Here is a 14,460-nt window from a genome sequence, read left to right as displayed (position 1 = left end):
ATTTCCCGCCAAAACCCCATGAGTTTTAATGATGAGTTTGAGCTGCTGCTACGCGCCCGCTACCCCCTGATTTACATTCCCACCCTGGAAGAAGAACGAGCCGAAGTCGCGATCGCGCAAACGGCGCAACGGTTGGGTGAACGGGCGGTTTATATTTGGGATTTTGTCGATGGTTATCAGGGGAACCCCAACGATCAAGGGTTTGGACGCCGCAATCCCTTACAGGCTTTAGAGTTTGTCGAAAAAATCCCCGCCAACGCCCCTTCTATCTTTATCCTCAGAGACTTTCACCGTTTTCTGGACGATATCTCGATTTCCCGCAAACTGAAAAACCTGGCGCGACTTCTCAAATCCCAACCAAAAAACATCGTCATTGTTACCCCTCAAGTCGCCATCCCCTCAGACTTAACCGAAGTGCTGACAGTACAAGAGTTTCCCTTACCCGATGTTGGGGAAATCAAAGCCGAAATTAGTCGCTTAGTCGCCGCCACCAGTCAATCCCTCAGCGACAAAGTTTTAGATGAACTGGTGCGTTCTTGTCAAGGGTTATCCTTAGAACGGATACGCCGAGTCTTAGCCCGCGCGATCGCGGCGCAGGGACAAATCCAACCCGATGACGTGGAAATGGTGTTAGAGGAAAAACGCCAATCGATTCGTCAAACCCAAATCTTAGACTATTACCCCACCAGCGAACGAATTTCCGACATTGGCGGCTTAGATAACCTCAAAGACTGGTTACTGCGCCGAGGTGGTGCGTTTACCGAACGCGCCCGACAATATGGATTACCCCATCCCCGTGGCTTGCTATTAGTCGGAATCCAAGGTACCGGAAAATCACTAACCGCGAAAGCGATCGCCCATCATTGGCATCTTCCCCTATTACGCTTAGATGTCGGGCGTTTATTTGGTGGCTTAGTCGGCGAATCTGAATCCCGCACCCGCCAGATGATTCAACTCGCCGAAGCCTTAGCCCCCTGTATTCTCTGGATTGACGAAATTGACAAAGCCTTTGCGGGAGTAGAGTCCAAAGGCGATTCCGGTACCGCCAGTCGGGTGTTTGGCACGTTCATCAACTGGTTAGCTGAGAAAAAATCCCCCGTATTTGTTGTCGCCACCGCCAATAATATCCAAGCCCTCCCGCCGGAAATGCTGCGGAAAGGGCGATTTGATGAAATCTTCTTTGTCGGCTTACCCTCTCAAGCGGAACGCCAAGCGATTTTTGAACTACATTTAGGGCGACTGCGCCCTCATAACCTCAAGAACTATGATCTAGAACGACTCGCTTACGAAACCCCCGACTTTTCCGGCGCAGAAATTGAACAAACCCTGATCGAAGCCATGCACATTGGCTTTAGCCAGAATCGAGATTTCACCACCGATGATATATTAGAAGCCGCCAGTCAAATTGTCCCCCTTGCCCGTACCGCCCAAGAACAAATTCAATTTCTCAAAGACTGGGCGGCGGCAGGAAAAGCACGGATGGCGTCAAGAGATAATCGTTTAAGTAGTCGGATTCAGCGTCAACTGCAGTAAAAGTTTTTAGTTTTGAATTTTGACCCTTTACGATTTGCGAGGGCATAGTTTTGATCCTTCACTTCGCTCAAATAACCTGGCGCGTCTGTAGGGGCGGGTTTAGGGATTTTCTTTTTTACCTTGATAGTAACCTTTGGACAAAACCCGCTGGCGCGTCTGTAGGGGCGGGTTTAGGGATTTTCTTTTTTACCTTGATAGTAACCTTTGTACAAAACCCGCCCTAACTACCCTTTAAGTACGATAACTCTTTGACAATGACAAATAACAAATAATAAACGCTATGAGCTTATCAGGTATTGCCAAGTTTTTTATCGGATTTATTCTAGGTATTGCCATATTATTGGCGGGGGGTGGTGCCGTCGCCTATTACTTTTTCACAAAATTATCAGTCAATCCAGCTAAACCCATTTTTGCCGAAGAACAACAAGCCAAGTCACCCGTTAAATCCCCTGATTCGGCGAAGAAACCCGCTCAATCTGCCCAGAAGCCAAAACCCAGTCCTAGCCCCACTCCCAGTGAATCCCCAGAACCAGAAGAATTACCCCCTGGCGCGTATGAAGCGCGGGTAACATGGCCCGAAGGATTAAGCCTGCGCGATTCTCCCAGTCTCAATGCCAATCGCATTGGTGGCGTAGCCTACAATAAGGAAATTATCATCCTCAAAGAAAGCGATGATCAAAAATGGCAGAGGGTACGCCTGTCTGGTAGTGAACAAGAAGGTTGGGTCAAGGCGGGAAATGTTGAGCGAGTCGAATAAGAGACGCGCCATGGCGCGTCTGTATTTTGACCCTGTGCTTCCCTCAATGGAACCTGGTTTGTAGGGGCGGGTTTTACTACTATTGTTTCCTTAACACCCATAAGTAACTAAACCTGCCCCGATCAAATGACAAATGACTAGAAACACACCTTCAGATTAATATTGCCCAGTTGCGGAAATCCATTAGATAGCCAGCCAGAAGTTGGGGCGGTAATTCTTACCCATTCACGTCCAGCGTCATCTAATCTAAATTGGGGTGGATTAGAAAGAGTGACGCGATCGCCAAAGAAGACGCCACCCACTCTCGCTGAATTCGTGTTGGGACTTTCCCGAATCGCTAATCCTTCATCTTCTTCATAAATTACTCGGCGACAACGGTTAGGTGGTGTAGGTGATGGCGTAGTCTCAGGATTCCCCGCGCAAGGCTTGAGATCTTTCGCTTGGACAAATCCACTAATGGGAGAACGAATCGCGATCCAACCATTCCTACCACTAGCTTCGGCGAGGATGACTTGTTCATCGGCTTGTAAAGCGCGAATCGGATTAGCGATTGAACGTTCCGCGTAGATAAAAATTGACTGCGCCGCCGCCCGACATTGCCCAATCAACCCTTGAGTAAGGAGAAAAGAATTTGTCGGGGAAGGGAGGGTTGACGTGAATGTTCCAGGTTGATAGTTTAGAGGGCTTCTATAAGTATTACGTTCTACATTCTCCGTGGCATGAACCCAAGTGGTCACCAACGGAGTTGGTTCACTGCCAACGCCTACACTAGCCGTTGCTGTTAAACCTTCTGCTACAGTAAATCCTAACAGCAAAAGTGCGGCTGACTTGCTCCACAGGCTAATTTGGCTCATTTGGGTCACTCCTCATTTGATTAAGGATCATGTCTAATTGAATACACATCATTACAGGCAAATTCAACGTCTGGCAATTGCTGGATTGCCTGGGTAAGAATATATCGGCAATGATTAACCGGATTTGATAGAAGTCATCACCATCATCCATCAAAATCGTGCAACATCGAGATTATATTAAGAAACGTAGCTAAATTTAAACCTTGATTGCAATAATTTAGCAGAGACTTCAGTTCAAGAAAAGAGAGTGGTACGGTGAAAAAACCTGTCTGAATCGTTGTAAAGTTCGTTAACGAAAAATACGCATGTACCACAAAAACACGAATAAAGATATCTGGACTGCCTTAGTTACCGCCGCGTTGGGTGCTGGAATCGTCACCTCGTTTGCAGTGAGTCAGGGTCAACACCCTCTATTAGCCTTGGCAATTACAGGAATAGCAGCGCTGTCTGCTGTTCTAATCGAGCGCTCAGGATTACTATAGGGTCTGCTGAATAAGTCTTGTGGTGGGGTTAGAGAGCCGGGGAAGCAGGAGTTGTAGAGACGTGCCATGGCGCGTCTGGAAGCAATGTAGAGACGTGCCATGGCGCGTCTGGAAGCCAGGGGAGAGAGTTCCTCATCAACGAATGACAAATGACGAATGACGAATGACGAATGACAAATGACGAATGACAAATGACAAATGACGAATGACGCTCCCTACCGTTAACTTGAATTTTTCCCACCGACTTACTATCTTTCCACATAGGTTGATAAACTAGCAATAAAAGTTATCTGAGAGACCTATGGAAACCCTTGCCTATAGCCATCTTATCTGGGCATCGGAAAACCCAGCCGAGGTGGGTTTAGAAAGTGTCAATCGGGATGAGTGGCGATTGAACACGCCTTCTCCCGTACCATTCCACTGGCTATTATTCGCCATCATTCTCAGCAGCTTAGGACTTGCAGACAAAGCTGTTGCCCAAACACTACAGCCAGGAAGTCGTGGCTCTCAAGTCATTGAGATTCAACAGCGTTTGCGGGAATTAGGCTATTTTGATCAGCAACCCACTGGTTATTTTGGTCCAATCACCACAGAGGCTGTCCAGCAATTCCAGCGCAGTCAGGGACTGATTCCAGATGGAATTGTCGGTCAACGTACCCAATCTGTGTTGTTCGATAACTTTACCCGTATTTCTCCCTTCGATTCGACCTTTGCCTCCAGCACTTTACCTCCCCCCAGTACAACGATTGGCACTTTGCCACCTCCTCCGACTATCGGCAACATTTTATCTCCTACCAGAGGACAAGTGACACCGCCTTCCATTGAGACTCAACCGTCTAGGTTTAGGGAATTGCGTCCTGGCGATCGCGGTCAAGAGGTATTTGAACTTCAGCTAAAGTTAAGACAGGCAGGTTTTGATCCCGGTCGAGTTGATGGCATTTATGGGTTCCAAACTCAAAACGCCGTTGAGCAGTTTCAGAGAGCAAATAACCTATTTCCCGATGGCGTAGCCAATCAAGACACGCTTCAGGCGTTGGGGTTAATCCCGACACTTGAGCAAAATCGTTATGTGGTTGTTGTCCCCATTTACAACGGAGATACACTCACCCGAGTGCAACAATATGTGTCGGGGGCGTTTACTGCTGACTCTGGACGAGGCAAATTTGTCAATGCTGGCTCCTTTGTGGATCGTGACGGTGCTGAAGCGATTTCCCATCGACTGCGATCGCAGGGCTTAGATGCACGGGTAGCGTATTTCCGCTAAGATTAACACCAGATATATGGTTGAGGCATCCATAAATCTTTCATTCTGGGCAAAGGGAAAGACCTGTAGAGTATTATTTACATGTTATCAGCTAACACCAGCTAACCCTCTGAATATCAGTCGGCTGACAGATTTAAGTTTCTGCCAAGACTCTTTAAATTGAATCAACAGCCATTTAATTTGAGTATAAGCTAAAATTAGTATCAGTGGGGTTGTCTCTACTATGAACTCATCATCAGTTCCACGCTCAATGAAAGACCAACAGGATAACCAGATTACACCGGAACCCGAGGTTATGCCGATACCGCTAGCTAGTGAAGATAACGGTCTTTCGGTGCGCCAAAAAGTTAAAATACTTAACTTGTATATTGATAACTTTTATAAAGATGAGTTTTTAAAGAAATTAAAGCAGGGTATTGTATTTACCCCTAACGTCGATCACCTCATGCAATTACAAAGCAATCGGCAGCTTCTACAGGCTTATAAAGCGGCTGATTACGTAATATGTGATAGTCAGATTCTAGTTTACGCCTCTAAGTTTTTGGGAACTCCCTTCAAAGAAAAACTAGCGGGCTCAGATGTCTTTCCTGCTTTTTGCCATTATCACAGAGACAATCCTGATATTCGTGTATTTTTATTGGGAGCTGCTCCGGGCGTAGCTAAGAAGGCTCAAGAGAGAATCAACGCTAGAATCGGTCGGAAAATTGTCGTAGGCGAATATTCACCCCCATGGGGATTTGAAAACGATGAACAAGAATGTCACAAAATTGTGCAACTGATTAACGAGTCAAACGCTACAGTGTTGGGTGTAGGAGTCGGGGCACCAAAACAAGAATTATTTATCAGTAAATATAAGCACAAATTTAATCCCAATATTAAAATAATTATGGGAATCGGTGCGACGATCGATTTTGAAGCTGGAAACGTCAAAAGAGCGCCAAAGTTTCTCAGTGACATTGGCTTAGAATGGTTTTATCGTTTTTCAGTTGAACCGAGGCGATTATGGAAACGATATTTTGTTGATGATGTCGGTTTCTTGTGGCTGATATTGAAACAGAAATTAAAGCTCTATAAAGCTCCTTTTTAGAAGATAGATTCATCCATTATGAAGAGAGACGCGCCATGGCTAAGGTTTGTAGAGACGCGCCATGGCGCGTCTCTTTATCAAACCTTTATTGATGGTCATCCGGGGTTTCATTTAAAATAGATGAAGCAGACTAGCCAATTCTGGAAAAGTCTTGTGCGGAACACCTAAGGATAGAGACAGTTGGCTAAATGGTCTGGCATAATAGACATGCCAGGAACTGTTGCAAAAGAAGGGTTTGGGTGCAGTACAGTCAACGTGACAGAGGTCAACATGGACATAGAACGGGATTCTCCACTTTCATCAAACGGTAAAGGCGATAGACATGATCTGCCATTGTCTGCGGATTTGACTGATGAGGTGACAGCGACTCCTCAACGTGGATTGAATTTGCGTCCCTTGTTGCGAACCGCGAAGCGGAAAGCTTGGCTGATTGTAGGCTTGACCACCCTAACGACTGCAGCCGCTTGGTATGTGAGTTCTAAGGAACCCCCAATTTATGCCGGGGGATTTCGTCTATTAGTGGAACCCGTAACCAATGAAGAACGAGCAAGTGACCCTAGCTCCCTGGCTCGCACCAGTGGGGTGCCGAGTGAGCAAATGTTTCGCTTGGATTACCCCACTCAGATTGAAATATTAAAGGGAGTGGGTGTCCTCAAGCCAGTGGTGGAGGAAATTGAAGCGCAATATCCTGTTAGGTTTAGTGTCGGTGCTTTAAGCAAAGGGTTAACTATTGAACAAGTTAGTGTCGGAAAAGGCAGAGGTTCTGAAACTAAGATTCTGGCAGTGAATTATCAAGGAACTGATCCAAACTTAGTAGAGTTGGTTTTAGAGGAAACCGCTCAGAAATATTTAAAGTATAGTCTGGATGAACGCCAAAGCAGTATTAGTGAAGGGGTTAAATTTATCGATGAGCAACTGCCGAAATTGCAGGAGCGCGTCAATAACTATCAGAAACAGATTCAGAGTATTCAGGAGCGCTATGACCTGATTGAGCCTCAATCTAAAGGGGCAGAATTACTCGGTCAAGTCCGGGATCTTGAAAATCAACAGCGAGCCACCCAACAAGAGCTACGGGAGTTAAGAACCCTCTCAACTAACTTGCGGCAACAATTAGGATTATCTCCAGAGGAAGCTATCGCTTCATCCGCCTTAAGCCAAGATCCGCGTTATCAAGGGTTGTTGGGGAAAATTCAGGAAGTTGAGAGTCAAATTGCAATTGAATCTGCCCGCTTTGCCCCGGATAATCCTAGGATGCAAGCCCTAGAGGAACAGCGGCAGAATTTACAAGCGCTGCTGAATCAAGAAGCTCAACGGATTATTGGCGAAAACCTCAAAACTACCACCAATAATTCGGATGTGATGACATTTCAGAATTCCGTTCGCATGGGGCTGATTCAGCAACTGGTGGAAGCGACGAACCAGATTCAACTGTTAGAAGAACGCAGCCAGCAGTTAGCCCAGACGAGAGCGACATTCGCGCAACAAGCTCAGCAAATGCCTGAGGTTATCCGTCAGTATACCGAACTCCAGCGGCAGTTGGAAGTAGCGACACAGACGCTCAATAAACTTTTAACTCAGCGGGAAACATTCCAGGTTGAGGAAGCAGGAAATAAACTGCCGTGGGAAATTCTATCGGAACCGCAAATCCTGCGTGATCAATATGGGAATCCGATGAATATGGCTGAATCTTCTCAAAAAATGCTATTGATGGGTGTGATGGGGGGAGTAGTCTTGGGTCTAGGGTTAGGGATTATCCAGGAAAAAATCCGAGATATTTTTTATAGCACAGAAGACCTCAAAGATGCGACAGATTTGCCAGTGTTGGGTGAAGTTCCTGCCTATCAAAATTCGCATTCGCAGCAGGATATCGAAGACACAGGAACTCAGAGTTATCAGAATGCTACTTTTCTAGAAGCTTTTGATTCTATTTATACCAGTATCCGGTTTCTGTTCTCTGACCGTCCGATTCGTTCCCTGAGTGTTACCTCAGCGGCGTTGGGGGATGGGAAATCCACGGTGGCGTTACACTTAGCCCAAACCGCAGCCCAAATGGGTCAACGGGTGCTGTTGGTGGATGCGAATTTGATCCATCCTCAGATACATCAGCAGTTAAATTTACCTAATGTCAAAGGGTTGAGTGACTTACTGGCTGATAATTTGATGCCCCATGATTTTATCGAGCGATCGCCGATTTCTGATAATCTGTTTGTACTAACCGCAGGTCAACCGCGTCCCCATTTGACGCGGCGGTTTGCCTCAGCGCAAATGCAGGAGCTGATGGCGGAGTTTAAGACTAAGTTTGATTTGGTGGTATATGATACGCCAGAGTTTCCCAGTTGTATGGATATCAGTTATTTGGCAAGGCACACGGATGGGTTGTTGCTGGTGACGGCAATTAAGAAAACCAAGAATTCGTTAGTTAAGCAAACCATCACCCAGTTAGATGCCTTTGGCTTGCCCACTCTAGGGATTATCGCCAATCATATCAAACGCTCAGGTTTTATGGGGTTACCACCCGCGCCCCAGGATAATAGTTGGGAGCAAACCCCGGTTTCCGTCTCGTGATTGTGTTGTAGAGACTCCTCCGGTGGAACGTTTAGGGTTTAGGGAATCTGTAGGGGCGGGTTTAGGGACTAAATTCGGATATTCACCGTTCACGGAACAACAAAACCCGCCCTTTCCCACCGATAAATGAACAATAAAACCTGCCCGGCTTCAGGATAAGACAACCCAACCCAATTTGGTAAAGGGCGACCCGATAAAATTGAGAGGATGGGTGTTGTTGATTTATGCAGCGGGTCGCCCCTACAATAGGCTATATTATTTCGGATTAAATCTTGTTAATAAAAATGATTTAAACCTTTATTTTTATAGGTTGGTGATTCTAGGCAAGCATCAGAAGCTGATATAATTTTATTCGTCATCAATCATTGGTAGGGGCGGGTTTAGGGATTAAATTGAAGGCGTCACCAATCAATGAACAACTTGCGCCCGCCCGGCTTCAGGATAAGACAACCCAACCCAATTTGGTAAAGGGCGACCCGATAAAATTGAGAGGATGGGTGTTGTTGATTGATGCAGCGGGTCGCCCCTACAATAGGTTATATTATTTCGGATTAAATCTTGTTAATAAAAATGATTTAAACCTTTATTTTTATAGGTTGGTGATTCTAGGCAAGCATCAGAAGCTGATATACAGCGCTTTTCAACTAAGTGAGGTACATAGACAGATACCCGACTTCTTGAAGAAGTCGGGTATCTTGCTTAAAAGACTGTACCTCATCAACCTGAAATCTGCTGTAATTTTATTCGTTATTAATCATTAGTAGGGGCGGGTTTAGGGATTAAATTCAGCTATTTACCGATAAATGAACAGCAAAACCCGCCCAACCTTCAACTAGCCTGGGGACGGATAGATTCTAGTTTACCATCAAGGGCAGCGGTCATCACCTGATACAAGCGGGCGACTTCATGATTCAGGTTAAATTCTTTTTCCACCTTTTCTCTTCCGGCGATACCGAATTGAGTGCGTAGCTGAGGTTCAGTGAGCAATGTTTTAATTCGCTCGGCTAGGGTGGTAGCATCTCCTGGGGGTATAAGATAGCCACTCACTCCATTCTCCACCAATTCACTTACCCCTGCGATTTGGGTGGTGACGACAGGGACACCCGCCGCCATGGCTTCCATCAGGGAAACGGGGACACCTTCAGCAAAGCTGGGAAGGACGAATACATCGGTTTCCTGCATATACTCCCTGACTTCAGCTTGAGACTTATAACCCACAAATTTTACATGATCATTCAATTCTAGCCGTGCTGTCATCTGTTCTAATTCCGCCCGGTCTTCACCATCACCGACAACGGTTAAGATAATCTCAGGGTGGGAGGATTTTAACATCGCCAGACTTTCGAGGAGGATGGGTAAACCTTTAGCGGCGGAGAGTCGCCCCACATATAACAGTCGTTTACCAGGTTGGTTATGGGAAACTAGATTAAATAAAGCGGGATCAACCCCACAGTGGACAATGTGCAGGCGATTCCAGGTGTCGGTAGGGGCAAACAGCATCCCTTGACTGCGGCAGAAATGACTGATACAGATTACAAAGAGCGATCGCTTGATTTTCTCATCAATCCGCCAACGGTAGGGTTCAAAAAAGATGTAGGGTCCATGCATCGTGAAGCTGAACGTAAAGCCCCCGAGTTCCGCCGCTAGCATGGCTACAGTGCAGCAGGAATCAGCAATGTGGTTATGCAGGTGTTGAATTTGTTTCGCCCGAATCTGTTGCGCCAGCAGACCGGCTTCGGCAAAGTAAAATAACTGATAGAGTGTACCCCGCAACCCAGGTTGGTTGGTAGACCATGCCAAGGCTAGGGCTTTCCAATAACGTCCCGGTGAGGTAAATAGGAGAATTAGGTGCGACAACACCAATGTGATCGGATTAGGCGGTAGAATATAGAACGTTTGTTCCCGTTCAGTCTTTTGTTCTGGACCAGCGATATGTTCATCACCAGGGCGGCGAACCGAGAAGGTGTAGACCTCTAACCCTTTTTGCCGCAAGCCAGCGACTTCACGTTGAATAAATGTATCCGTTGCTCTAGGATACATTCCCGTTAAATAAGCAATTCGCATCAATTTAACTCCTCAATCACTGGGGGTGTCTGATGCGGCACAGTTCGTAATTCCATTGGGCTACAACTGCGGTCAAGGGCGGTATCTAGGGAGTATCTCGGTGTCCAGTTTAACTGGTGTTTGGCGCGAGTATTACTATAGCGTAACGGTTTAAACCGAGCTTGGAGTTTGGCGGGGACTAAGATACCAGGAAGTTTGGCTTTTCCGTTGAGAAGATAGCTGTTAATCGCCCATGCGGTGTTGGCAACTAGCTGCATCACGGTCCAGTTTATCGGGATGGTTCGGGGCGGAAAATCCATGCGTTTCATTAACTGATGGGCATAAGTTTGCTGGCTAGGTAAATCATCATCCACAATATTAATCGTTTCACCGATGACCTGATCAGACTGGGCAGCCGCGACAATCGCTTCAGCACAGTTTTCTACATACGTCAAGGGGATTGTGGCATGATTACCAATCCGAAGCCAGAGGTTGTCGCCCAGTTGAGCGCCGAGATGGGCATTCCAGAGATTATCCCGTCCATAAACCATACCGGGACGGAGAATCGTCACCTGTCCACCCTGGTTCTGGGCAAAATCGCGGTATAGTTGTTCTTGCATCAACTTTGTCTGAGCATAACCATCTCGCTGGGATGGATTCGATTCAATGGGAGACTCTTCATCAATTATGTCACCGGAGTGGATATGTAAGTAGTCGAAAACCGAGAACGTACTAATCCCAATCAGACGCCGCCGATTCGCTTTCACCATGGCTTCGAGTAAGTTCTCAGTCGTTGATACCGTCCCCTCCAACTGACTCTGGAAATCCCCAGCCTTCACCGCCGCCAGATGAATAACTGCATCTATCGTGTCTAAGACTTCAACCAGTCCCTGCATTTGGCGTAAATCGACACCAACTAACTCTAGGGCTGGGTGATTCGACCAAGGTAGAGAATTTTGGGTGCTGCTAGGTCGCACCAAAGCACGGACGTGATGTCCCTGTCGTAGGGCTTGTGCCACGACATATTGTCCCAGAAAACCGGATGCGCCGGTGACAAGTAACTTCATAGGTTGCTGTTGATTCGTTCCGTTCGTAGTAGGGGCTTTAGCCTAGTTCGTAGTCAGGGCTTTAGCCTTAATTTTCCACTGGAATTTTCACTAGCTTAATCCAATTAAACCAGGGCGGGTTTAGTCACATCTGTTGTCCAATCGAAAAGGTAGTTGTGAAACCCGCCCCTACACAATCTCCCACTCTTCCCCTCAAAACTTACCTGCTGATGCATCGCCGTTTATTTCGCCCAAGGCATCGGCGCTATCGGTGTAAAGGAGGATGAAATCGTATAAGGAGAACCTGTATCTAGAGCATTATGAATCGCTAAGACAATTTCATTCACATGCAGCGAAAATTGAGCCGATAGGCGACAGGGGCGTTTTTCTCTGATAGCAGCAGCGAGTTCAGCTACACCGCGAAAAAAGTCCATTTGCTGGGAACCCCGATAGCGATATCGAGTGGCTTTCCCGACAAGGGGATACTTTCGCTTCCAAGGGCTGATGAACATTTTCCGCCTGATGGTGATTCGCCGTTTAATATAAACCGGAGATCTATAATACCAACAATCCTTCGTGTACAGTATCCCGTCATCCCCGACTATCTCCAAGGTGTGGTCATGAGGGGCAACAATACCACAGGTTAACCGAGCGACCACCCCTGAGGCAAACTTGATACAAGCCACCGAAAAATCCGGTGCTTCCTCCGCTAAGAGGACATCTGTTTCTTTATCCGGAATTAAGCAAGATGAGAACGCTGTAACGGTTTGCGCCGGACCAAAAAAGGCGACTAACCAGGTGACATAATAACCTGCATGTTCTAGCGTACAACCCACCTCAAACTCATCTTTATAGGGCCAAGGGATACCTGATTCACTCGACCATTTTTTGTAAGGCATCTTGTGAACCAGTCCATCGTCGATTTCCGCATACACTAATCGTACCCGTCCGATCGCCTTTTCTCGCAGGGCTTTCCAAATCGTTTGGGCGGTTTCTCCCAGGAGGTTACAGGGTGCGGAGGAGATATACAAGCCTTGTTTCTCAGCTAACTCTACCAGTTCCTCGGCTTGCGACAATTCCATTGCCAGAGGCTTTTCTGAATAGACGTGCTTCCCCGCCTCTAAACAAGCTTTTGATACGGCAAAGTGGCTGCTGGGGTTGGTGAGATTAACCACCAACTCAACATGACTATCCTGAAGCAGTTCATCGAGGGTAGGGTAGGTCGGCACGGAATGGTAAGCTGAAAATCGGGAAGCCCGATCTTGATCCCGATCCATCACCCCCACCAGTTCCAGTTCAGGATGACCGGGAAGGGTTTTCATATAATAATCGGCGACAAAGCCACATCCCACAATCGCGATTCGCATTAACTATCTCCTCAATGCCTAAAGCCTAGTTAGCAGCCACAAGAACTCATAAATCAATTGTAGGGGCGGACGCGATCGCAGCAGCAAGAGGAGGCGATTGAAATCGCTGCTACACAAACGAAGTCCGCCTGCGCGGACTGGGTTATAACGGGGAGTTTTTGCGATCCCAAGCAGCTTATTTCAGTGCTATCCTAACTAGGCGGGTGTTTTATATTCAATCAATGTTGCTTGCTGACCCCGCCATCGTGTCAACCAGTATTTGATTTGTCCGATAACCTGGGGAAATTTAAACACGACACAGAAAATAGCATACAACCAAGCGTGGGACGGTCGATCATCAAAGTGGCTACGGCGATATAAATAGATGCGCCAGACTAACACTAGATACCCTATAAATAAGAGTAGACTCAGCCCCGAGGTGAACCAGGCAAGTCCCAACGCCAACAGAGGGAGAAATAGCCCCCATATCCAACCACTGAGATTTTCCCGAATCATATACTGTTCTGGGGGTTCGCCGTGCATCGCTGCTCCTTCTGCGACTGCCCAACCGCCACGGATAGAACGCTTCCACCATTGGCTAAATTTGAGCATTGCCGCATCATGATACGTCATATCGGCATCAATACGGGCGATTTTCCAGCCCCGTTGACGCAGGCGGATACACATTTCCGGTTCTTCCCCACCAATGAGGGTTTCGTTGTAGCCGTTTACTTCTCGAATAGCATCAACGCGGATTAAGGCATCCCCACCACAGGCTTTAGCTTCACCTACAGGCGTGTTCCACTCCATATCCGCGAGGCGGTTATAGATTGAGGCATCCGGGAAGCGTTCCCGCCGTCGTCCACAGGCGATCGCTAATTTATCATCATTATCCAGGGTTTCCCTGGCTTGTTCAATCCAGCCAGGGATGAGTTCGCAGTCGCCATCGATAAACTGGACGTATTTGATATCGGGGAACTGTTCGACTAGATATCTAAAGCCTGTGTTACGTCCCCGCGCCATGGTAAAGGGGCGTGACATATCCAGGTTGATTACCTGAACACCCAGAGATTCAGCCGCTTCTACGCTGCCATCCGTGGAACCAGAGTCCACGTATATAATGGGTGTATCCTGGGGAAAGAGTGCGATCGCGGATTTGAGGCAGCGAATTAGTCGTTCTCCTTCATTTCTGCCAATAGTGACTACTCCAATGGGGGTCATATCTGTGGATTCAATCATGAACCTAGGGTACTATACTGTTAGGAAAGAGTGCGATCGCGGATTTGAGACAGCAAATCACTCGTTGTCCTTCATTTATTCTAATGGTGACTACTCGTATATGGATCATGTCTGTTTTGTTCATCAACTTAGTGGTTTTTCTTTAGATACTCATCTGTTTGGCTAATTCGGTTAACTATGTATAGTTTATGACAAAATTACCTGAAGCTTCTAGACGAGTTCCAAAAGAATCTAACTATATGAT

The 14,460-nt window shown here is 46.9% G+C and carries 11 protein-coding genes; 6 read left to right on the top strand and 5 right to left on the bottom strand.

The genetic code is table 11. The annotated features are described in order from the left end of the window. The first annotated feature begins 18 nt into the window (after positions 1-18). Together RH949_RS19805 and RH949_RS19800 are read left to right on the top strand one after the other, a co-directional pair. Entirely contained in the window at positions 19-1,533 is a 1,515-nt protein-coding gene (locus tag RH949_RS19805) for an AAA family ATPase (RefSeq protein ID WP_446355554.1), read from the top strand. Between the two features lie 280 nt (positions 1,534-1,813). Beyond that, on the top strand, positions 1,814-2,290 hold the full coding sequence (locus RH949_RS19800) for an SH3 domain-containing protein (protein WP_006105157.1): 477 nt from the start codon (positions 1,814-1,816) through the stop codon (positions 2,288-2,290). 137 nt (positions 2,291-2,427) lie between these two features. On the opposite strand, the gene RH949_RS19795 is transcribed toward RH949_RS19800, so the two are convergent. After that, the gene (locus RH949_RS19795) at positions 2,428-3,144 is read right to left on the bottom strand and encodes an SH3 domain-containing protein (RefSeq protein ID WP_446355552.1); all 717 of its coding nucleotides are present in this window, start codon (positions 3,142-3,144) and stop codon (positions 2,428-2,430) included. A 305-nt stretch (positions 3,145-3,449) separates the two neighbouring features. Here RH949_RS19795 and RH949_RS19790 point away from each other — a divergent pair, with 305 nt between their 5' ends. From RH949_RS19790 to RH949_RS19775, 4 genes are all read left to right on the top strand, one after another. Beyond that, entirely contained in the window at positions 3,450-3,626 is a 177-nt protein-coding gene (locus RH949_RS19790) for a hypothetical protein (RefSeq protein WP_006105083.1), read from the top strand. Between the two features lie 301 nt (positions 3,627-3,927). Then, positions 3,928-4,890: a peptidoglycan-binding domain-containing protein gene (locus tag RH949_RS19785; protein WP_446355549.1), complete on the top strand. Its 963-nt coding sequence runs from the start codon at positions 3,928-3,930 to the stop codon at positions 4,888-4,890. A gap of 295 nt (positions 4,891-5,185) precedes the next feature. Then, a complete protein-coding gene (locus RH949_RS19780; protein WP_446355630.1) occupies positions 5,186-5,977 on the top strand; it encodes a WecB/TagA/CpsF family glycosyltransferase in 792 nt (263 codons plus the stop codon). Between the two features lie 207 nt (positions 5,978-6,184). Then, positions 6,185-8,542: a GumC family protein gene (locus RH949_RS19775; protein ID WP_446355547.1), complete on the top strand. Its 2,358-nt coding sequence runs from the start codon at positions 6,185-6,187 to the stop codon at positions 8,540-8,542. 828 nt (positions 8,543-9,370) lie between these two features. On the opposite strand, the gene RH949_RS19770 is transcribed toward RH949_RS19775, so the two are convergent. The 4 genes from RH949_RS19770 to RH949_RS19755 form a co-directional block, all read right to left on the bottom strand. Beyond that, positions 9,371-10,606 carry a glycosyltransferase family 4 protein gene (locus RH949_RS19770; RefSeq protein ID WP_446355545.1) on the bottom strand — a complete coding sequence of 412 codons (1,236 nt, stop codon included), beginning with the start codon at positions 10,604-10,606 and terminating at the stop codon, positions 9,371-9,373. Next, the gene (locus RH949_RS19765) at positions 10,606-11,652 is read right to left on the bottom strand and encodes an NAD-dependent epimerase/dehydratase family protein (RefSeq protein WP_446355543.1); all 1,047 of its coding nucleotides are present in this window, start codon (positions 11,650-11,652) and stop codon (positions 10,606-10,608) included. Before RH949_RS19765 ends, RH949_RS19770 begins: the two co-directional genes overlap by 1 nt. 221 nt (positions 11,653-11,873) lie before the next feature. After that, the gene (locus RH949_RS19760; protein ID WP_446355541.1) at positions 11,874-12,998 is read right to left on the bottom strand and encodes a Gfo/Idh/MocA family protein; all 1,125 of its coding nucleotides are present in this window, start codon (positions 12,996-12,998) and stop codon (positions 11,874-11,876) included. Between the two features lie 195 nt (positions 12,999-13,193). Then, the gene (locus RH949_RS19755; protein WP_446355628.1) at positions 13,194-14,198 is read right to left on the bottom strand and encodes a glycosyltransferase family 2 protein; all 1,005 of its coding nucleotides are present in this window, start codon (positions 14,196-14,198) and stop codon (positions 13,194-13,196) included. Between the last annotated feature and the right edge of the window lie 262 nt (positions 14,199-14,460).

Origin of the sequence: Coleofasciculus sp. A1-SPW-01 (assembly GCF_040217205.1) — a bacterium.
Classification (GTDB): domain Bacteria; phylum Cyanobacteriota; class Cyanobacteriia; order Cyanobacteriales; family Coleofasciculaceae; genus Coleofasciculus; species Coleofasciculus chthonoplastes_A.
The sequence above is the reverse complement of the archived record's forward strand: the minus strand, read 5'-3'. Positions and strand labels throughout refer to the sequence as shown.